Origin of the sequence: Demequina globuliformis, assembly GCF_000975155.1 — a bacterium.
Lineage (GTDB): Bacteria > Actinomycetota > Actinomycetes > Actinomycetales > Demequinaceae > Demequina > Demequina globuliformis.
The window spans coordinates 673,902-694,210 of record NZ_BBRG01000001.1 but is presented as its reverse complement, the minus strand read 5'-3'; the positions used below and the strand labels follow the sequence as shown (position 1 = coordinate 694,210).

Here is a 20,309-nt window from a genome sequence, read left to right as displayed (position 1 = left end):
GCATCGGCCCCGTCCGTCCGTTCCAGCCCGCCCTACCCGAGGATGACGCGTGTCTACACCCGCCTCTGACCGCCTGCCCGAGCCCGCGCCCGTGACCGGTGCCCCAGAAGCCGACGCTTCCTACTCCGTGCGCGCCGCGCTCCGCTCTCCCCGCATGTTGCGCACCGAAGTGCTTGCCGGCCTGGTCGTGGCGCTGGCCCTGATTCCTGAGGCGATCGCCTTCTCGATCATCGCCGGCGTTGACCCTCGCGTGGGCCTGTTCGCGTCCTTCACCATGGCCGTCTCCATTGCATTCTTGGGCGGCCGGCCAGCCATGATCTCCGCGGCCACGGGTGCGGTCGCGCTCGTCGTGGCGCCCGTGGTCGCCGACCATGGCACCGACTACTTGATCGCCACAGTGATCCTTGCGGGCGTCATCCAAGTCGCCTTTGGCCTCCTGGGCGTCGCGAAGCTCATGCGATTCATCCCCCGTTCCGTGATGGTGGGTTTTGTGAATGCGCTGGCCATTCTCATCTTCATGTCGCAGCTGCCCCACCTCATCGACGTGCCCTGGGCCGTGTACCCCATGGTGGCCATTGGACTCGTCATCATGGTCCTGATGCCGCGGTGGACCAAAGTGATCCCCGCGCCGCTGGTGGCCATTGTGCTGCTCACGCTCGCGGCCGTGATCGCCGCCATCAACGTGCCGACGGTGGGCGACGAGGGAGAACTGCCCGAGTCGCTGCCCTCGCTGCTGTTCCCCGACGTGCCGCTCACGTGGGAGACGCTCCAGATCATCTTCCCCTACGCGCTCGCCATGGCATTGGTGGGTCTCCTCGAGTCGCTCCTGACGGCCAAGCTTGTCGACGACGTGACGGACACCCACTCCAACAAGACCCGCGAGGCGTGGGGCCAGGGCGCGGCGAACGTCATCACTGGCTTCTTTGGCGGCATGGGAGGCTGCGCGATGATCGGCCAGACCATGATCAACGTGAAGGCCTCGGGCGCTCGTACCCGCATCTCCACCTTCCTCGCAGGTGTGTTCCTGCTGATCCTCGTTGTCGGACTAGGCGATGTCGTGGCGGCGATTCCCATGGCCGCACTCGTCGCCGTGATGATCATGGTGTCCGTGGGGACCTTCGATTGGCACTCCATCCAGCCTGCGACCCTGAAGCGCATGCCCAAGTCGGAGACCGCCGTGATGGTCATCACCGTTGCCGTGACCGTGGCGACGCACAACCTCGCGTACGGCGTGGTGGCCGGCGTGCTCGTCGCCATGGTGCTGTTCGCGCGCCGCGTGGCTCACCTGACCACGGTGAAGCGCCTGGATGCCTCTGATGCCGACGGCGAGCGTGTGTACGCCGTTGAAGGTGAGCTGTTCTTTGCCTCCTCCAACGACCTGGTCTACCAGTTCGACTACTCGGGTGACCCCGAGCGGATTGTGATCGACCTGACCGGCGCCCACATCTGGGATGCCTCCACGGTCGCTGCGCTCGACGCGGTGCGCACCAAGTACGAGGCGCGCGGGAAAACAGTCGAGATCATTGGCCTCAACGACGACTCAGCGCAGCGGCACGGCCGCCTCACCGGGAACCTGGGCGCCGGCCACTAGTCGGTCGAGATGGGTGGCCGGTCGTCGTATGGCCGGGCCGCGACACGCGCCTTTCGACCCTACGCCGGGCCGCGACACGCCGCGACCGAACCCAAGCCGGGCCGCGACACTCCCCGGCCGTGCAGCAAACTGACTGAGGTTCGTGCGGCGCCGCGTGTCGCCTCGCACGCCGACACGCTCCCATGCGGGAATCGCAGTCACTTTGACGCGCGAGAACGCCCCTGCATCACTACGCTGACCGCATGTCTGAATCGAATCCGCGCCTGACGACGCTGTGGCCTGCAGCGGCGCTCCGTGTCACCGCCGGCGACCTCGAACTGAGGTGGATGGACGACGCCCTGCTGGCGCGCGTCGCCGAGGTGGCGGGACGCGGCGTTCACGCTCCTGAGGTGATGCCGTTCTACCGCCCTTGGACCACGGGTACTCCCGAGGAAGTCGCTCGCGCGGTGCTGACGTTTCAGTGGGCACAGCGTGCGCATGTGAGCCCTGCCCGCCTTGTCCTGGAACTTGGCGTCCTGTGGCGCGGCGAACCCGTCGGAATCCAGGGCGCGTCAGGAGGCCAGTGGGGGATCAAGCGCGAGGTCGAGACCGGCTCGTGGCTGGGTGCTGAGTTTCACGGCCGGGGAATCGGCACGCGCATGCGCATCATGTACCTTGCGCTCATGTTCGACCACCTCGACGCGAACTATGTGACATCCGCGGCGTTCCAGGACAATCCGTCATCCAATGCGGTCTCTCGCAAGGCCGGCTACGAGCCAGACGGGTTGCTGCATGACGTTCGGGCAGACAAGCCCGCCATGCTCAACCGGTGGCGGATGTCGAGGGAGCGGTGGGCACAGGTGCGCGATCACGACCTGGGCTTGCTGGGCGGCGACCTCGTGGTCGAAGGGGCACAGCCCGTGAAGGCGCAATTGGCAAGCGTCCAGGCGGACGCCCACGGCCTGCCCGATTGAGCGCTACTTCGCGGTGAGCTTCCCGTTGCGGCGCAGCCAGATCTCCATAGGGATGGTCGTGAGCGGAGGCACCGCGGCCGCGAGCGTGAGCACCGTGAGCCAGAAGCCCCAGCGCATCTTGAACGCGAGCAGGAGTGTCACCAGGCCGTACAGCATGAACGCGCCGCCGTGGAGCGGGCCAAAGATGGTCACGCCCCACTCGGTCACGTGAAGCACGTGCTCGAGCAGCATGCCGATCAGCAGCCCTGCCCAGGTGAATGCCTCGACAATCGCGAGCACGACGTAGGCGCGCGAGAGCCGCGGCAGGGTGGCGAATGCTGGGCGTTGGGGAGCGGTGGTCGTGGTGCCGGTGTCCGTGGTCACTAGATCTCCTTGATGGCGTCGGCGGCGTCGATGCGGCCCTTACGGTCGCCCGCGCCGTGGTCGTCGGTGGGGTAGCCCACGAGCAGGAGGACCTCAGACCGCCATGGCGAATCGGCGAACAGGTCGGCGTCCAGGCCGGCGCGGTTGAATCCCCCGAGCGGCCTTACGGCCAGTCCAGCGGCGCGCAGTCCCACGATGAGGTAGCCGGTCTGCAGCATCGCATTGGTGTGCGCGAATCGCGTCCGCGCCTCCGGGTCGCCCTCGAAGCGAGCCGCGGCGGTGTCGGTGCCTCCGGTGACGCCAAAGTGGTCGTGGAAGCGCTCGTCGCGCGCGGCGATCAACACGAGCGGAGCGGCCTCGACCTTGGCGCGGTTGCCCTCAGCCGCGTGCGCGAGGACGCGTGCGCGTGCGTGGGGCGACGTGGCTCCCGCGATGCGCAGGGGCACGGTGTTATTCGCCGTGGGGCCCCACTTGATGAGGTCCCACACCTGCGTGATCGTGTCCATCGTCACGGGCTGATCGGCGAAGCGGATATTGGATCGCGCACCGGTGAAGAGCCGCTCGAGCGCGAGGTCGTCCAGAATGAAGGGAGACATATCAACCATTGTCGCCCGCAGCGGGGAGTGCTGTGAACCACGAGGAACGCCGCCTCCACCCCACCAACTAGACTCAAGCCGTGGCTTTGGTACTGGGAATTGAGAGCACCTGCGATGAGACGGGTGTCGCGCTTGTCGAGGACACTGAGCTCCTTGTCGACGTGACCGCGTCTTCGATGGACGAGCATGCGCGTTTTGGCGGGATTGTTCCGGAGGTAGCCAGCCGCGCCCACCTGGAAGCGTTCCTTCCCACGTTGGATGAGGCGTTGACGCGTGCGGGCAAGACCTTGAGCGACGTTGACGCGATTGCGGTCGCCGCCGGGCCTGGCCTGGTGGGTTCGCTCACCGTGGGCAACGCGGCAGCGAAGTCGCTCGCGGTCGCTCTCGGCAAGCCCTTGCACGGCGTGAACCACGTGATTGGCCATGCGGCGGTGGATGAGCTCGTCCACGGTGAGTTCCCAGAGAAGGTCATGGCGTTGGTGGTCTCCGGTGGCCACACGTCGCTGCTCAAGATCGACGATGTCGCCACGCAGGTGACCGAGCTGGGCCACACCCTGGACGATGCCGCCGGTGAGGCCTTCGACAAGGTGGGGCGACTGCTCGAACTGCCCTACCCCGGCGGGCCACACATTGACCGCTTGGCTCGCGAGGGCGACCCCACGGCGATCCCGTTCCCGCGTGCGCTCACGGCGCCTAAGTTCCAAGACAAGCACGCGTACGATTTCTCCTTCTCCGGCCTCAAGACCGCCGTTGCGCGGTGGGTGGAGCGCGAGCGAGACGCTGGCCGCGAGATCCCGCTCGAGGACGTCGCCGCGTCCTTCGCTGACGCAGTCGCAGATGTGCTGATGCTGAAGACCCTGAACGCGTGCCGTGAGCATGACATCGACACCCTGGTGATCGGGGGCGGGTTCTCCGCGAACTCTCAGTTGCGCGAGATGGCCGTGAAGCGCGGCGAGGAGGCCGGCATCGACGTGCGCATCCCGCCTATCCGCTATTGCACTGACAACGGCGCCATGATTGCGGCGCTGGGCGCCGCTGTGGTGCGTCGCGGTGTGGCTCCTAACGCGCTCGACTACGGCGTGGACTCCTCGATGCCGCTCACTCGCGTCGTCGCCTGACGCACGTGGCTCGCCGGCATCACTCGGCGCTGGCGTGGGTGGCTCTCGTGGCCACCGTGCTGGCCGCCGCGGGGTCCATCGCCTGGGCAGCGCTGTCGCCGCAACGGGCCGATGCCTCAGTTGCGGCCTCAACTGACCTCACCAGGGCGGAAGAGGCGCCCTCGCCCGCGCCATGGCCGGAGATGTCCGCTGGTGAGGGCTCGTGGTCGGCTCCTGGGCCGGACTTGACGGTGACGCGACCACGCCTGGCGTGGGGCCCCTCGGTGGATGAGTGGACGGCGGCGCTCGCGACGGCCCGTGAGCTCTCCGTGGAACAAGCCGCCGGGCAGGTGATCGTGGCGCAATGGAGTTCGCCAGACGCGGATGGGCTTGCGCAACTCGTAGAGGAGCTGGGGCTGGGCGGCGTCATCGTGATGCGCGGCGCGGTGGATGACGCGGCGCAGGTCAAGGAACTGACAGCCGCCGCGAGATCCGCTGGCGGGGCGCGCGACTGGGGCACCATTGTGTCCGTCGACGAGGAAGGGGGGACCGTGTCCCGCCTCCGGGGCGTGGTGCCGGGGATGCCAGGGTTCATGGCTGCGGGGGCCGCGCGTGACGAGGCGGCCGTGACCGACGCATATGCCCAGCAAGCGGTGGATCTGCGTGGTCTGGGCTTCACCATGGACTTCGCTCCTGTCGCTGACGTGACGCGAGGGTTGAGCGATCCTGTGATCAGGTCGCGCGCGGCGGGCGATGATCCCGAGGTTGTGGCGGCGACAGTCAATGCCGCTGTCGACGGCTACATCGCCGGTGGGGTGGCGCCGGTGGTGAAACACTTCCCTGGGCACGGGTCAGTCACGGTGGATTCTCACGTGGGGCTTCCGGTGCAGGCCCGCTCGATCGAATCCTTGGTCGCGACGGACCTGGCACCATTTGCGAGCGCGATCGACGAGGGAGCGCCTGCCGTGATGATGGCGCATGTCGCCGTTGAGGACTGGGGTTCTCTTCCCGCTTCGCTCAACCCGCGCGCCTACGTTTACTTGCGGGAGACGCTCGGTTTCACGGGTCTGGCGGTGACGGACGCGCTCAACATGGGCGCCATTCAGAATGATCACGAGCCTGGTGAGGCAGCGGTTGCGGCGCTCAAGGCGGGCGCGGACGTGCTCTTGCTTCCCCCGGAACCGGAGGCCGCGCGAGACGCGATCGTCGACGCGGTCGAGGATGGCGACCTCACGCGCGAGCGTCTGACAGAGGCCGCCGCGCGGGTCATCCTCGCCGGCCGGTGGCAAGCGGGGCTTGAGTCGGTCGCTGATGCTGGCGCTTCCTACGCCCACAGGCTTGCCGTGGCGGGCGCGACGGTGGCGGCGAAGTCCTGTGGTGGAAGCTTCGTGGGGACCCAGGTGAGCATCTCCGGCGGGACAGAGGGGAACAGGGCCGCGCTCGGCGCGGCCCTCGCCGAGCGCGGCGTGAGCGTAGGCGGCGCTGGCACGAGCATCGCTCTCGCGGGTTCCGACGACAGTTCGCCCAGGGCCGATGTCGTGGTCGCCCTGCGCGGACCGTGGGGGTTGGAGGACGCTGACGCGGACGTGTACGTGGGTCTGTACGGCACGAGTGGGTCGAGCATGAATGCGCTCGCGGACGTGTTGACGGGCGCGGCCTCGCCGGGTGGGACCTGGCCCGTGGACCTCGATTTGCCGGTGCCCGTATGTGGCTCAGGCTGACAGGTGGGCGCGGGCTGCCTGGGTGACGGCCTCACCGATGGTGCCGAGCGTGGGCGAGTGGGTGCGCCACTGTTGCCACCACAGCGTGACGGAGATGTCTGGGCCGCCCAGTTCGACGAGGGTCCGGCCGGTGCGTTGCGAAGCGGGGAGCAGCCCCCAGCCCAGGCCCAACTCGATGGCCTCGGCGAACTCGGGTGACGAGGGCACAAGGTGGCGCGGGCATCGTTCGGGATTGACGCCGCGCCGCGTGAGATAGCGGCGTTGGATCTGGTCGCGTGCGTCGAAGTCCACGACGGGGCTGAGAGCGAGCGCGGCGGCAGTGGCTCCATCGGGAAGCCAGCGCTCGGCGAATGCGGGGGACGCGACCGCTCGGTAGGTCAGGCTGCCGAGCCGGGTGGCGGTGCAACCGGCCACGGGCTGGGCCACCGTCGTGACGGCCGCCACGACCGTGCCGTCAGCGAGGAGTTCTGTCGTGTGGCTCTCGTCTTCGCGGTGGATTTCGAGCGTGATGTCGTGCGCGGTCGCGACCTCGACGAGCGCGGGCAGAATCCACGTGGCGAGCGAATCGGCATTGATGGCGAGCGGGACTGTCGTTGCGGACCCGCCTACCCCAAGCCGGTCGGCGAGATCGTCGTCCAGGTGCGCGACCTGTCGGGCGTAGCGGATCACCTGCTCGCCTGCCGCGGTCGCCCTCACGGGACGCGACCGCACCAACAGGACCTGGCCAGTGAGGCGTTCCAGTGTGGCGAGGCGCTGGCTCACCGCCGACTGCGTGAGGTGAAGGCGACGAGCGGCCCCCTCAAGCGTTCCCGCGTCGACCGCGGCAGCGAGTGTGTGGGCGAGATCCACCGGAACTTTCATTCAGCCAGGCTAATGGATATGTAGAAAACCTTGGTGGAACTAAGGAAACGTCGCCACTAGCGTCGACGCATGACCTACCTCGCTGGCCTGGGACTTGGCCTGTCTCTCATCGCCGCCATCGGCGCTCAGAATGTGTTCGTGCTCCGCCAGGGGATCCGCCGCGAGCACGTGATCGCGGTGGTGTTGGTGTGCGCCCTGTCAGACGCCATCCTCATTGCCGCGGGGACAGCGGGTCTTGGTGCTTTGATCTCCGCCCACCCGTGGGTAGAGACCGTAGCCCGATTGGGCGGGGCGGTGTTTCTCGCCACATATGCGGTCATCGCGGCTCGCCGTGCATGGCGTGGTCCTGATGAGGGCCTTGATGCTGCGCAGGCGCATCAGACGGGTGCCTCTTTGTGGTCCGTGGCCGCCACCACCGCCGCGATCACGTGGCTTAACCCGCACGTGTACCTCGACACCGTGGTCCTGCTGGGCTCGGTGGCGGGGACCTACGGCGACGACAAGTGGCTCTTTGCGGCGGGGGCGATGTCTGGCTCGCTCCTATGGTTCAGTGTGCTGGGCTACGGCGCCCGCTTGTTGTCAGGGGTGTTGTCGAAGCCGGGTGCCTGGCGCGTCCTCGATGTGCTCGTCGCGGTCGTGATGGCAGCGCTCGCGGTGAGCTTGGTCTGGGGCCTTGTCTAGCGCGCCGCTACCCTGAGGCCATGACCCGCTTGACCGACGAGGACGTCGTACGCCTGCGCGAACGCTACGCCGGCGGCGAGCGCCAAAGTGCACTTGCCGAGGCGTTCGGCATCTCCCAAACGAGCGTGTCCGCGCTGGTGGCAGGGCGTGCGCGGGCCCACGCGGGCGGGCCCCTTGCGGCGCCCCGCGGACGGGCCCCGCGCCCGGACCGCGCGCCCTCGTCACCCCGCCGCGCGGCATTGACGCCTGCGGTGGCTGCAGAGGTGAAGAGCAGAGTGGGCGATGGGCAGGCGCGCGCGAGCGTGGCGGCAGATCTCGGTATCTCCCTCGCGAGCGTGCATTCCATCATGGCGGGCCGGCGCGGAGGCTCCACCGGCGCGCGGGCTGGTGCGCTGGACGACGAGACCCGTGCCAGAATCCGTGCCGCCTACCTGGCCGGTCAATCCCAGTCGGCGATCGCGCGCGCGGAGGGCACCAGCCAGCAAATGGTGAGTAAGGTCGTTCGCGACCTACGCTGACAACGGCGCGGCTTCGAGGGGCTCGGCGATGATCGCCTGGCGCTTGCCCTGGAGGCGGGTCAGGAAAACGGTGAGTCGGTGAGGTCCTCGCAGTTTGAGCGCGGGTCGCAACTGCTCCGGCGTGATGTCGACCCCGCGCTTCTTGATGTCGACGGCGCCCACCTCGCGCGCCCGCAAGGCCGCCGCGATGGCCTTCGTCTGCAGCGGCACCGTCTCGAGCACCCGCCATCCGCGCATGAACGGGGACTCGACGGCAACGTCTGCCGTGAGGTACGCGATCTGGGAGTCCACAAGCCGCGTCTGTGTGCGGTCAGCCAACGCGCCAATGAGGCCGGCGCGAATGACGGCGCCGTCCGGCTCATACACAAACGCCCCGAGCGCGCCAGCCTCAGCGCGGTGAGTGTCGCCGTCGAGTCGGTGCGCGGCCCCGTCGTGGATCACGACGGCCGCGTGCCCTGGCGTGCGGGCCAGCGGTCCGCACCACAGCGCCGCTTCCACGACTGTGCCGTCCACGCTGACCCATTCCGCCTCCGTGCCTGCCGGGACGGCCTCGTGCGGAACGGCAGGTCCCACCTTGACCCCCACGGCCGGAGCTAGGTCACGCAAGGCAAGGACACGATCCAGCGCGGGGGAGTAGTCGCGTGGGTCATGCCTGCGCCCGCGCGCATTTCGGCGGGCGGGGTCCGCGAAGAATCCGTCTACCCCAAGGTGAGCGGCGACCTCAAGCGCGTCCGCGTGCACCACGCGCGCGTCCGGCCAGTGGCGCAGATTGTGGTCCGCGAGCACCGCAGTGCCCTCGTCAAGCTCCACTGCGGTGACAGCAAGCCCAAGCGCGGACATTGCCATGGCATCGGCCCCAATGCCGCAGGTGAGGTCGGCGACCTTGGTGATGCCGGCATCCCGAAAGCGCGCGGCGTGCCGCGCCGCGACCGGAAGCCGAGTCGCCTGCTCGAGGCCGTCACGCGTGAACAGCATCCCCGCCGCAAAGTCGCCAAACTTAGCCCTGGCATCGGCCCTCAGGGCCGATTGCGTGAGCGCCGCGGCCACGCGATCCGGCTCGAGCCCGTCCTGCCGCAGCTCGGCGCCCCAAGAAACGGCGTCCGCAGCAACGTAGGGCGGCAGCGCGTCGACCACGGCGCGCCCGTGCGCAGAGGTCAACCACTGAGCGGTTTGGACATCCATGTGAGAATCCTTTCACGGTCCGTGAACAACGGGTGGCGTGAGTTAGCACTCGCCAGGTGTGAGTGCTAAATTGGGCATTGCTCCTACCGAGGAGCCCGTGGCCCACAACGGCCGCCCTGACCCCCGCGACGGCAGGACGGACGCGAGGGCCGTGGAACACAACTGTCATGGATCATGGAAGGTGAGGTCCGCTGTGTCGGTCTCTATCAAGCCTCTTGAGGACAAGGTCGTGGTGAAGCCCTCTGCCGCCGAGCAGACCACCGCGTCCGGCCTCGTCATCCCCGATGCTGCCAAGGAGAAGCCCCAGGAGGGTGAAGTCTTGGCAGTTGGCCCGGGCCGTGTCGACGACAACGGCAACCGCATCCCCGTGGATGTGGCCGTGGGCGACAAGGTCATCTACAGCAAGTACGGCGGCACCGAGGTCAAGTACGGCGGCGAAGAGCTGCTGATCCTCTCGGCGCGTGACCTGCTCGGAGTCGTGCAGTAACGCTCCGTCAGTAAGTCAAGGAAGCCCCCGGCCAGTCAATCTGGCCGGGGGCTTCTTGTTGTCCGGGCGCTCGCTCGGGGGGATGGACGGCGCGCCGAACGGCGCAGTGCGGCGCTAGCTTGCCTTGGGGAGGCGCTGCACAAGCATGGAGTGGCGCTCGTCTTCGCTGATTCCGCCCCACACTCCAAAGGGCTCACGCGCGTCGAGCGACCGTTCACGGCACATGTCCATCACTGGGCACTGCTCGCAATAAGCCTTGGCAGCTTCCGCACGACGGCGCCGAGCCGCACCGCGCTCCCCCTCGGGGTGGAAGAACAGATCGGGGTCGGCCTCGCGGCACGCCCCCTGGTACTGCCACTCCCACTGCTCCTGCGTTGGTGCGGGAAGCTTCGCGACTGTACTCATGGCGCTCCTTACACATCGGGTCTACTGACCTGTCTGCCCCTCGCCGTTGAGGGTCAAACGCTTCACGATTCACACGCCGCCAGGACCCGGCTCCAACCGTCGGGACCAGTGCGAAATGTGGCCATCTCTCCCATTCATACCCCCTGGCTCGCACCTTGGCTAGGGCGTTCGCAAAGATGGGAAGGAACGTTTACGGGGTGTTTCCCTTGCTGTCCGGCCCGACGCGACGCTCCCCGTAGAATCGAGCAATGGCGCCAGTTGACAACAACCCGTTCTCGTTCACCGGTCTGACATACGACGACGTCCTGCTGCTTCCCGGGCAAAGCGACGTGATTCCCTCTGAGGTCTCCACGACCACGCGCCTCACGCGTGGCATCACCATCGAGACCCCGCTGCTGAGCGCAGCGATGGACACGGTGACCGAGGCCCGCATGGCGATCGCCATGGCACGCCAGGGCGGCATCGGTGTCCTGCACCGCAACCTGTCGATCGCCGACCAGGCGCACCAGGTCGAGATCGTGAAGCGTTCCGAGTCCGGCATGATCACTGACCCCGTCACTGTGGGGCCTGAGGCCACGCTCACGGAGCTCGATGCACTGTGCGGTAAGTACCGGGTGTCCGGGCTTCCCGTGGTCGATGAGGACCGCCGCTTGGTGGGCATCATCACCAACCGTGACCTGCGCTTTGTCGACCACGCCGACTACGAGGGCCGGAAGGTGCGCGAGGCAATGACGCCCATGCCGCTCATCACAGCGCCCACCGGTGTGTCGAATGCCGATGCCGCAGACCTGCTCGCGCAACACAAGGTCGAGAAGCTGCCGCTGGTGGATGAGGATGGGCGCCTGACCGGCCTCATCACCGTCAAGGACTTCGTGAAGACCGAGCGCTACCCCAAGGCAACCAAGGACGAGCAGGGTCGCCTGCGCGTTGCTGCTGCCGTGGGCTTCTATGGAGACGCGTGGGAGCGCGCGACTGCGCTGGTAGAGGCAGGCGTCGATGCCCTGGTCGTCGACACCGCGCACGGGCACGCCCAGGCCATGATCGACATGATCAAGCGCCTGAAGTCGGATCCGACGACGTCCCACGTCCAGGTGATTGGCGGCAACGTCGCGACCCGCGAAGGCGCACAGGCGCTCGTGGATGCGGGCGTCGACGCCGTGAAGGTCGGAGTGGGCCCGGGCTCGATCTGCACCACGCGAGTGGTTGCCGGTGTGGGCGTGCCGCAGGTCACCGCCGTGTGGGAGGCGTACCAGGCGGCCGGTCCCGCGGGCGTGCCCGTGATCGCCGACGGGGGCCTCCAGTACTCGGGAGACATCGCCAAGGCGCTCGTCGCCGGTGCGGAGTCGGTGATGATCGGCTCGCTCTTTGCCGGATGCGCTGAGGCGCCGGGCGACCTGGTGCTCGTGGGCGGCAAGCAGTACAAGCTGTACCGGGGCATGGGCTCGATGGGGGCCATGGCCTCGCGCGGCCGCGTCTCTTACTCCAAGGACCGTTACTTCCAGTCGGATGCGCCAAGCGACGACGACATCATCCCCGAGGGCATCGAGGGTCGCGTCCCGTTCAAGGGTTCGCTTCACGACGTCGCACGCCAGTTGGTCGGCGGCCTGGGGCAGTCGATGTTCTACGTGGGCGCGCGCACCATCGACGAGCTGCGCTCGCGCGGCAAGTTCGTGCGCATCACGCCCGCTGGTCTCAAGGAATCCCACCCCCACGACATCCAGATGACCGTCGAGGCCCCCAACTACACCGGTCGCTAGGCCCAGGCGGCCGTGGACATCACGTGGGAGATCCTTCTCCTCCTCGCGGTGGTCGCGCTGCTGGCCGGGTGTCTTGACACGCTCGCCGGCGGCGGCGGCCTCATCACGGTGCCCGCGCTCATGCTCGCCGGGCTGCCGCCGCTGCAGGCGCTCGCGACGAACAAGTTGCAGGCACCGGCAGGCACGGGGATGGCGACGTACCAGGTCATACGCAAGCATGGCGTCAGGTGGGCCGATGTTCGTTGGCCGATGCTGTGGGCTTTCCTTGGCTCGGTGGCTGGCACGGTAGCGATCCTGTTCGTGTCCGCGGATGCGCTGGAGATCGTGATCCCGGTCGTGCTCGCGCTGATCGCCGCATACTTTCTGTTTGTCCCCAAGTCCCACGAGCCGCCTGCTAAGCCACGAATGAGCGACCCCACTTATGAGGCGACCGTGGTTCCTGCGATCGGTGCCTACGATGGCGCATTTGGCCCGGGAACGGGGTCGCTGTTCGCGCTGTCCGGCGTGGCGCTGCGCGCGCTACCGCTCCGCCGTTCCACAGCGATCGCGAAGACGCTGAACTTCGCGACGAACATTGCGTCGCTGATCGTGTTCGTCATCGCGGGCAAGATCGTGTGGCTCGTAGGCGGAGTCATGATTGTGGGTCAGCTGATTGGCGCATACATCGGGTCCCACATTCTGCTCCGGGTCAACCCGATGGTGTTGCGTGTTCTCATCGTCGCCGTGTCACTCACGATGCTGTGGCGCGTGCTCCTGTCTTAAGTCACAGCGGCCATGGCCAACATCGCCTCACGCCCGATTCGCACCCTGAAATGGAGCACGGGCCGCCAAGAAGGCGTCGTGATGGCGGCCAGCGCTCCATTTCAGGGGAGTTAGCGAGCACTGAGGTGCGGGTGCTGTGCGCTGAGAGATCGCGACTCGGGTGTGAATCAGGGGTAGAGCCCCCTCAACTCGTGGGCTTCGAGGACCCGTCGCACGGCCAGCGCCGTCGCGGCCTGGCGATACGTCAGCGACTGCGCGCCCGCGTAGTCCACGACGTCCCTCCATGCCGCCGTCATCTTCTCTTCGAGCCGTTCGTTCACTTCACGCTCGCGCCACTGGTACGCCTGATTGGACTGGACCCACTCAAAGTAGGACACGATCACGCCGCCGGCGTTGGCGAGAATGTCAGGCACCACGAGCACGTCGCGGTCGATCAAGATGGCGTCGGCCTCTTGAGTCGTGGGACCGTTCGCGCCTTCGACCACGATGGTTGCTTGCACGTCCCGGGCGTTTGCCGCGGTCAGGACACCCTCGACGGCGGCGGGAACAAGGACGTCGACGTCGAGTGTGAGGAGCGCCTGAGGATCCAACGACTCCGCGCCTTCAAAGCCCTCGACCGAGCCTTCCCGATCCACATGCGCTCCCAGGCGAGCGACGTCGATTCCGTCCCCGGCAAAGACAGCGCCATCGACGTCTGAGATTGCGATGACGCGCACGCCTGCCTCCGACAGCAACCGCGCCGCGCCGCGCCCCACCTTTCCGAAGCCTTGCACCGCGGCCGTCGCGCCCTCCGCCTCGATGCCCTTGGAGGCCATCGCCATGAGTGCGACGTGAGCCACCCCTCGTGAGGTGGCCTGCGCGCGGCCAAGCGATCCGCCGAGCGAGATCGGTTTGCCCGTGACCACGCCAGGAACAGTGTGTCCCTTCGCCACGGAGTAGGTGTCCATGATCCACGCCATGGTGCGCTCGTCGGTGCCGATGTCGGGTGCAGGAATGTCGGTGTCGGGGCCAATGATGGGCAGAATCTCCGAGGTGTACCTGCGCGTGACCCGCTCCAGTTCGCCCTGGGTGTGGTCGCGCGGCTCGATGGCCACACCGCCCTTGGCGCCGCCGTAGGGCACGTCTACGAGCGCGCACTTCCACGTCATCCACATCGCCAGGGCGCGCACCTCATTGAGGTCAACCGCCGTGGAGAAGCGCAGGCCGCCCTTCGTAGGGCCGCGTGAGAAGTTGTGCTGGACGCGGTACCCCGAGAACACTGCGGTGGTGCCGTCATCCTTGCGCAAGGGGACGGCGACCTGCATCTCGCGGCGCGGCATCGCCAGCATCTCGTGAAGTCCCGGCGCACATTTGAGGTGTTCCACGGCCTCCGTCAGCTGCGCTTGGGCGTCATTCCACGGTCCGTGCAGGGCAGGAGTGCCGCCGCCGGTCGATGCCATCATTCATGCCTCCTCGTCGAGTCACTCCGACTCTAACGCCGCCTCTGGTGTGGCCCTGTTGTCGCGAGATGTGAAGTTTCGCGATTCTTATACGGCGACGGGCCACTCGGGCCGGGGCAGGTCCTCCGTGCGTCCCTTGGACTTGAGCCATGCCGCGAAGTCCAGCGCCCACACGCGGTGTGCCTCAACCTGTTGTGACTGCAGGTCCGCAAGTGCGACTGCCGCCAAGGCGGTGTGCGCCCGCGCCATGGCAGGCAGCAGGTCGAGTGTCGCCGCGACGTCCGCGTCCGCGGCGTGCAGGTCATCGGCAACCACGGCCACGCCGTAGTGCTCGCACATGTTGAGGAGCTTGCGGGGGCCCTTGCGCCACTTGTCGAGGTGGCGGTCAAGCACGAGCGGGTCAACGACGGGGCCGATGCTGCCGCTCGGGACCCGCGAGGCCAATGAAGGAAGCTGGTGGCGGGCGAGCTCCGCTTCCAAGATCGAAAGATCAAACTGGGCGTTGAAGGCGACGACGGGAAAACCGGCGCCCATCGCGGAGGCGAGGATCGCCGCTATCTCTTCCAAGGCATCGGCCGGATCCGAGCCGTGTTCCCTGGCGTACTCGGACGAGATCCCGTGTACCTCGGTGGCGCGCGCCGGAATCTCGACCCCGGGATTGATCAGCCACGTGCGCGCGGTCGTCTCGCCGCCCGTTCGCGTCAAGATCGCTGCCGTGACGATCCGATCATGGGACGTGGACACGCCCGTGGTCTCGGTGTCGAAGCCCACCATGGTCTCGTCTAGCCAGCTCATGGCACCACTCTTCCACGCGCCGCCGACATCCCCTGTCGAAACGCAGGAGCGATAGGGTGGTCCGGTGAGCAACGAGATCGAGATCGGCCGCGGCAAGCGCGGGCGCCGCGCCTATTCCTTCGATGACATCGCCATTGTGCCGTCGCGCCGCACACGCGACCCCAAGCAGGTGTCGCTGAGCTGGCAGATCGATGCCTTCCAGTTCGACATTCCCGTGATCTCCGCACCGATGGACTCCGTGATGAGCCCGGCGACGGCGATCGCGTTGGGCCGCCAGGGCGGGCTTGGCGTACTCGACCTCGAAGGGCTGTGGACTCGTTACGAGGACCCCACGGCCTTGTTCGAGGAGATCGCACAGCTAGACGGCGAGGCCGCGACCACCCGCATGCAGGAGATCTACCGCGAGCCCGTCAAGGATGAGCTGATCGCCGAGCGCCTGCGGGAGATCCGCGCCGCAGACGTCACGGTGGCAGGCGCCCTGAGCCCGCAGCGCACGCAGGAGCACTACGAGACGGTGTTGAAGGCCGGGGTTGACCTCTTCGTGATCCGCGGCACCACGGTGTCAGCCGAGCACGTGTCCGAGCACACCGAGCCGCTCAACCTCAAGAAGTTCATTTACGACCTCGACGTGCCCGTGATTGTGGGCGGAGCCTCGACCTACCAGGCCGGACTGCACCTGATGCGTACGGGTGCTGCGGGCGTGCTCGTGGGCTTCGGCGGCGGGTCAGCGCAGCGCACGCGCACCACGCTTGGGATCCACGCGCCTATGGCAACGGCGGTGTCTGATGTCGCCGCTGCACGCCGCGACTACCTCGACGAGTCTGGCGGCCGTTACGTGCACGTGATCGCCGACGGCGGCCTGGGACGTTCGGGCGACCTCGTGAAGGCATTCGCCTGTGGGGCCGATGCCGTGATGTTGGGTTCTGCGCTGGCTCGCGCTGCGGAGGCGCCTGGCGCTGGATTCCACTGGGGTCAAGAGGCGTACCACTCGGAACTGCCCCGCGGCGAGCGCGTCGAGGTGGGTACTGGCGGCACCCTTGAGGAGATCCTTAACGGGCCGGCCCACTCAGCGGACGGCTCGACGAACATCATGGGCGCTTTGCGCCGTTCGATGGCGACCACGGGCTACTCCGACCTCAAGGAGTTTCAGCGGGTCGACGTGGTGGTCTCGCCTTACAACCCGATGTAGTCCACGCGCGCCCCACCACATCGCTCGGCTCGACGCTGGCGGCCCCGTCGCGAGCCACCGTGCGCCGCGTCAAGTGGACCCGTGGGCGTGTAGTGTCGGCGTCAGCGGTCGCGTCGACGCGCCGCAGTCGCGTGGCCGAGCCCGCGGCGTGTTCTGGCATCGCGATGCCACCACATCCTGAAACAAGGGGGAATCATGACCACGTCCATTCGTGTCCGCGTCGCCACCGGCGCCGCTTCCATTGCTGTGCTGGCTCTCGCTGGCTGCAGCGGCTCTGGCGACGCGGAGGCCACCGACCCCAACGGGTCGGGCAACGTCGCAGTCGAGGAGACCACGAGTGCTCCTGCCGAGGAGACCAGCGCCCCCGCACAGGAGAGCACTGAGGCTGAAGCAGGCGGCGCGCTCGAGGCTTACGTCGCCCGCGAGGCCGCCCAGGTCGACACCATTGTGGAGAGCTCGAGCGGCGTCTACTCCGACATCTGGATCGATGCCGAAGAGCCCTCGACCATCGTCTACACGTACCAGTACGCAGAGGCTGTCGACCCCGACGAGGCGACGGCCTACTTCGAGGGCGTGACGGACACCCTGGCAGACCTGTGCGAGTCCACCGTTTTCCCGATGATGGAGGCGGAGGGCGTCGAGAGCCCTGAGGCACGCTACGTCTACCTCAACAGCGACGGTTCCGAACTGTGGAGTGAGACCTACACCTCCAACTGACCCGGCTGTCGCACCCGCGCTCGCTGGCATCGGCAACGTCGCCATCGGGGGCCGCCGCAATGAGTGACGGGCCACGGGCGTGTGAGCGCCGCGACAGGTAGGGACTACTGATCGAATGACGGCAGCAGAGGTTCTCTCGATTGCGGGCTATGCGATAGTGCTCGCGCTCGCGGTGCGGCTCTTTTTGGTCGCTGCAATCGCTGGTCTGCGGCTCACCGACGTCATCGGATACATCGTCGCGGCGGCGTGGGTCGTGGTGCTCGGGGGACTCGCGTGGGAGCTCGGAACGGGGCCGGGGGTCGTCGCCATCGCGACGGCGGCCTTCGGCGGCACCCTGTGGGCGTTGCACACGCGCCGACGCAGGGCCCGCGACCCCGAGGCTGTCTTTCTGGGCGTCTTCCTTGTTGGCAAGGTCCCCGCAGGGGTGCGCAATTGGATCGGGTTTGAGGACGACGCGCCATTCTTCAGGCGCAGAGCCCACCAGTGACACAGGCCAATCCGCGAAGCAGGGCACTGCAAGCAGACGCTCCAGGGGTGTGGGAACTGCCGCTACTCGTTGTCACCACCGGTGTCGTGCGCCCCGGCAACGGCCGCACGGGTCTCAGCCCCGGCATCGGGCCACACCCAGTTGGCCACCTCGGGCAGGTCCGCGCCGTGTACGCGCGCGTACCTCCGTGCAGCGAGACGCTGATCCGAGAGCCGCTGACGCAGTGACGCCGCCCGCGTCCCCAAGTGAGGCACCCTGTCGATGACGTCCATGACCAGGTGAAAACGGTCGATGTCGTTCATCATCGCCATGTCGAATGGCGTGGTCGTGGTGCCCTCCTCCTTGAAGCCCCGTACGTGCAGGTTGTGGTGACCCGTGCGGCGGTAGGTGAGACGGTGAATGAGCCACGGGTACCCGTGATAGTTGAAGACGATGGGCTTGTCGGTCGTGAAAAGCTGATCAAACTCGCGATCGCTCATGCCGTGCGGGTGTTCGCCCTCCGGCTGCAGGCGCATCAGGTCAACGACGTTGATCATGCGCACCTTCAGTTCGGGTAGCTCCTTGCGCAGGATGTCGATTGCCGCCAGCACCTCCAAGGTGGGCACGTCGCCCGCGGCCGCCATCACCACATCCGGCTCTTCACCCGTCTCGACGTTGGAGGCAAACTCCCAGATGCCGAGCCCCCGCGTGCAATGGTCGACCGCCTGGTCCATCGTGAGCCACTGCGGCGCCGGCTGTTTGCCTGCGATGACCACGTTGACGTAGTCGCGCGAGCGCAAGCAGTGGTCGTATGTCGACAGCAAGGTGTTCGCGTCCGCCGGGAGGTAGACCCGCACCACCTCCGCCTTTTTGTTCACCACGTGGTCAATGAAGCCAGGGTCTTGGTGCGAGAAGCCGTTGTGGTCCTGGCGCCATACGTGGCTCGACAACAAGTAGTTCAGGGAGGCAATGGGTCGGCGCCACGGCAACTCTCGCGACACCTTCAACCACTTCGCGTGCTGGTTGAACATCGAGTCAATGATGTGGATGAAGGCCTCGTAGGAGGTGAAAAGTCCGTGGCGACCGGTCAGCAGGTAGCCCTCGAGCCACCCCTGGCACTGGTGCTCGGACAGCATCTCCATCACTTGGCCTGAGGCGGCGGTGTGCGCGCCGTCGTCTTCGCGTTCGCCTTCCCACACCTTGTCGGTGACGTCGAGCACCGCTTGCAGGCGGTTGGAGGCAAGTTCGTCGGGCGCAAACACGCGGAAGTTGTCCATGTTCTGTCGCATTACGTCGCGAAGGAACTCGCCGAGCTGGCGAGTGGACTCGACCGGGCCTGAGCCGGGATGGGGAACGTCGACTGCGTAATCGCGGAAGCCCGGCATGACCAGGTCCCGCAGCACCAGCCCGCCATTGGTTTCGGGCCGCGCAGACATGCGTAGTTCGCCCTCGGGCGCAATCGCTCGAGTGGCGGCGAAGGGTGCGCCAGCGTCGTCGAAGAGATCGTCAGGGCGGTAGGAGCGTAGCCAGTCCTCCAACACCTGGAGGTGTTCGTCGGTATCGCGCGCGCTCGACAGGGGTACCTGGTGCGCGCGCCACGATCCCTCGGTGACCTCGCCGTCAATCTGGGGCGGGCAGGTCCAGCCCTTGGGGGTCCGGAACACGATCATGGGCCAGGCTGGCCTGGGCATCTCCGGGTCGTCCGCGGCCTGCTCCTTGATGGCGGAGATCTCGTCCATTACCTCGTCGAGTGTCGCGGCAAAGCGGCGGTGGATGGACTCGTGGGACTCGTCGTCGAACCCGGCGACAAAGAAGTGCGGCGTGTGGCCGTAGCCGCGCATAAGCGCGTCGAGCTCGTCGTCCCCAATGCGCGCCAGCACCGTGGGGTTGGCGATCTTGTAGCCGTTCAAGTGCAGGATGGGCAGCACGACCCCGTCGGTCGCGGGGTTGAGGAACTTGTTCGAGTGCCAGCTGGTGGCGAGCGGGCCGGTCTCCGCCTCTCCATCGCCCACGACGGCGGCGACGAGCAGGTCAGGGTTGTTGAAGGCCGCGCCGTATGCGTGTGACAGCGAATAGCCCAACTCGCCGCCCTCGTGGATAGACCCCGGCGTTTCCGGAGCCACGTGCGAGGGGATGCCGCCGGGGAAGGAGAACTGCGTGAAGAGTCGCTTGAGGCCCTCGGCATCGGTTGAAATGTGGGGGTACGTCTCGGTGTACGTGCCGTCGAGGAAGCTTGAGGCCACCAGGCCAGGCCCGCCGTGGCCGGGGCCCGTGACGTACATCGTGGGCTGGTGGCGCGCACGGATCACGCGATTGAGGTGCGCGTAAAGGAAGTTCAGGCCCGGCGTGGTTCCCCAGTGGCCCACCAGGCGCGGCTTGACGTGGTCGCGGTGCAGCGGCTCGCGCAAGAGCGGATTGTCGAGCAAGTAGATCTGGCCAATCGACATGTAGTTGGTGGCGCGCCACCACCGGTCAATGGCGTCGATTTCTTCATCCGTAGCGGTCTCGGCAGTGCGGGACATCCAGGTGCTCACGGTGACCTCCTTCGTCGCGGGACTCGTGTCTAGATTTCCATGCTTGAGCCTCATTCGCGCGGCGGAAGGTGACAAGGGCCGATGCCCCGGCTCAGGGTGTGCGTCGGTCTCGCGGAGGATCACTTTGCCTCGTGGTCAGGGATAGGGTGACACAAAGCGCCTCAACGGTGACAGGCGCCGCAACAGCCACGATCG

Annotated in this window: 20 protein-coding genes; 12 read left to right on the top strand and 8 right to left on the bottom strand. The window is 67.1% G+C overall.

Translation table 11 applies throughout. From position 1 onward, the window contains the following. Nucleotides 1-73 precede the first annotated feature (73 nt). Both AOP75_RS03130 and AOP75_RS03125 read left to right on the top strand, forming a co-directional pair. Complete coding sequence (locus AOP75_RS03130; protein ID WP_062078348.1) at nt 74-1,591, top strand: SulP family inorganic anion transporter; 1,518 nt, start codon at nt 74-76, stop codon at nt 1,589-1,591. Between the two features lie 242 nt (nt 1,592-1,833). Further along, a complete protein-coding gene (locus tag AOP75_RS03125) occupies nt 1,834-2,544 on the top strand; it encodes a GNAT family N-acetyltransferase (RefSeq protein WP_062076892.1) in 711 nt (236 codons plus the stop codon). Nucleotides 2,545-2,547: 3 nt separating this feature from the next. On the opposite strand, the gene AOP75_RS03120 is transcribed toward AOP75_RS03125, so the two are convergent. Together AOP75_RS03120 and AOP75_RS03115 are read right to left on the bottom strand one after the other, a co-directional pair. Beyond that, the gene (locus tag AOP75_RS03120) at nt 2,548-2,907 is read right to left on the bottom strand and encodes a DUF3817 domain-containing protein (protein WP_083966656.1); all 360 of its coding nucleotides are present in this window, start codon (nt 2,905-2,907) and stop codon (nt 2,548-2,550) included. Next, the gene (locus tag AOP75_RS03115; protein ID WP_062076891.1) at nt 2,907-3,503 is read right to left on the bottom strand and encodes a malonic semialdehyde reductase; all 597 of its coding nucleotides are present in this window, start codon (nt 3,501-3,503) and stop codon (nt 2,907-2,909) included. Before AOP75_RS03115 ends, AOP75_RS03120 begins: the two co-directional genes overlap by 1 nt. 80 nt (nt 3,504-3,583) lie before the next feature. On the opposite strand from AOP75_RS03115, the gene tsaD reads away from it, so the two are divergent. Next, on the top strand, nt 3,584-4,621 hold the full coding sequence (gene tsaD, locus AOP75_RS03110) for a tRNA (adenosine(37)-N6)-threonylcarbamoyltransferase complex transferase subunit TsaD (RefSeq protein WP_062076890.1): 1,038 nt from the start codon (nt 3,584-3,586) through the stop codon (nt 4,619-4,621). A 47-nt stretch (nt 4,622-4,668) separates the two neighbouring features. Beyond that, nucleotides 4,669-6,321, top strand: a complete 1,653-nt coding sequence (locus AOP75_RS03105) for a glycoside hydrolase family 3 N-terminal domain-containing protein (protein ID WP_152649923.1) — start codon at nt 4,669-4,671, stop codon at nt 6,319-6,321. Here the strand turns inward: AOP75_RS03105 and AOP75_RS03100 are convergent. Beyond that, on the bottom strand, nt 6,313-7,182 hold the full coding sequence (locus AOP75_RS03100) for an ArgP/LysG family DNA-binding transcriptional regulator (RefSeq protein WP_062076888.1): 870 nt from the start codon (nt 7,180-7,182) through the stop codon (nt 6,313-6,315). The genes AOP75_RS03105 and AOP75_RS03100 overlap by 9 nt on opposite strands. A gap of 69 nt (nt 7,183-7,251) precedes the next feature. On the opposite strand from AOP75_RS03100, the gene lysE reads away from it, so the two are divergent. Then, a complete protein-coding gene (lysE, locus tag AOP75_RS03095) occupies nt 7,252-7,863 on the top strand; it encodes an L-lysine exporter (RefSeq protein ID WP_062076887.1) in 612 nt (203 codons plus the stop codon). A gap of 20 nt (nt 7,864-7,883) precedes the next feature. Continuing rightward, nucleotides 7,884-8,381, top strand: a complete 498-nt coding sequence (locus AOP75_RS03090; protein ID WP_062076886.1) for a hypothetical protein — start codon at nt 7,884-7,886, stop codon at nt 8,379-8,381. Here AOP75_RS03090 and AOP75_RS03085 read toward each other — a convergent pair. Then, nucleotides 8,373-9,563, bottom strand: a complete 1,191-nt coding sequence (locus AOP75_RS03085) for a THUMP-like domain-containing protein (protein ID WP_062076885.1) — start codon at nt 9,561-9,563, stop codon at nt 8,373-8,375. The two genes, AOP75_RS03090 and AOP75_RS03085, sit on opposite strands and share 9 nt — an antisense overlap. Before the next feature lie 193 nt (nt 9,564-9,756). On the opposite strand from AOP75_RS03085, the gene groES reads away from it, so the two are divergent. Next, nucleotides 9,757-10,050, top strand: coding sequence for a co-chaperone GroES (gene groES / locus AOP75_RS03080; protein WP_062076884.1), 294 nt, complete (start codon nt 9,757-9,759; stop codon nt 10,048-10,050). Between the two features lie 114 nt (nt 10,051-10,164). Here groES and AOP75_RS03075 read toward each other — a convergent pair whose 3' ends face one another. After that, nucleotides 10,165-10,455, bottom strand: coding sequence for a WhiB family transcriptional regulator (locus AOP75_RS03075; protein WP_062076883.1), 291 nt, complete (start codon nt 10,453-10,455; stop codon nt 10,165-10,167). Nucleotides 10,456-10,703: 248 nt separating this feature from the next. On the opposite strand from AOP75_RS03075, the gene guaB reads away from it, so the two are divergent. After that, on the top strand, nt 10,704-12,212 hold the full coding sequence (guaB, locus tag AOP75_RS03070) for an IMP dehydrogenase (protein ID WP_062076882.1): 1,509 nt from the start codon (nt 10,704-10,706) through the stop codon (nt 12,210-12,212). Nucleotides 12,213-12,224: 12 nt separating this feature from the next. Continuing rightward, nucleotides 12,225-12,974 (top strand): TSUP family transporter, encoded by a 750-nt coding sequence (locus tag AOP75_RS03065; RefSeq protein ID WP_062076881.1) that lies wholly within the window; start codon nt 12,225-12,227, stop codon nt 12,972-12,974. 167 nt (nt 12,975-13,141) lie between these two features. Here the strand turns inward: AOP75_RS03065 and AOP75_RS03060 are convergent, their stop codons facing one another. Continuing rightward, on the bottom strand, nt 13,142-14,416 hold the full coding sequence (locus AOP75_RS03060; RefSeq protein WP_062076880.1) for a Glu/Leu/Phe/Val family dehydrogenase: 1,275 nt from the start codon (nt 14,414-14,416) through the stop codon (nt 13,142-13,144). Between the two features lie 84 nt (nt 14,417-14,500). Next, entirely contained in the window at nt 14,501-15,208 is a 708-nt protein-coding gene (locus AOP75_RS03055; protein WP_062076879.1) for an exonuclease domain-containing protein, read from the bottom strand. A 64-nt stretch (nt 15,209-15,272) separates the two neighbouring features. Between AOP75_RS03055 and AOP75_RS03050 the strand changes: the two genes are divergently transcribed. The 3 genes from AOP75_RS03050 to AOP75_RS03040 all read left to right on the top strand — a co-directional run bounded on the left by AOP75_RS03050 (nt 15,273) and on the right by AOP75_RS03040 (nt 17,601). Next, a complete protein-coding gene (locus AOP75_RS03050; RefSeq protein WP_062076878.1) occupies nt 15,273-16,397 on the top strand; it encodes a GuaB3 family IMP dehydrogenase-related protein in 1,125 nt (374 codons plus the stop codon). Nucleotides 16,398-16,592: 195 nt separating this feature from the next. Then, nucleotides 16,593-17,114: a DUF4854 domain-containing protein gene (locus tag AOP75_RS03045; RefSeq protein WP_062076877.1), complete on the top strand. Its 522-nt coding sequence runs from the start codon at nt 16,593-16,595 to the stop codon at nt 17,112-17,114. Nucleotides 17,115-17,229: 115 nt separating this feature from the next. Then, a complete protein-coding gene (locus AOP75_RS03040) occupies nt 17,230-17,601 on the top strand; it encodes a hypothetical protein (protein WP_062076876.1) in 372 nt (123 codons plus the stop codon). 62 nt (nt 17,602-17,663) lie between these two features. Here the strand turns inward: AOP75_RS03040 and AOP75_RS03035 are convergent, their stop codons facing one another. Next, nucleotides 17,664-20,102, bottom strand: coding sequence for a phosphoketolase family protein (locus AOP75_RS03035; RefSeq protein ID WP_062078344.1), 2,439 nt, complete (start codon nt 20,100-20,102; stop codon nt 17,664-17,666). Between the last annotated feature and the right edge of the window lie 207 nt (nt 20,103-20,309).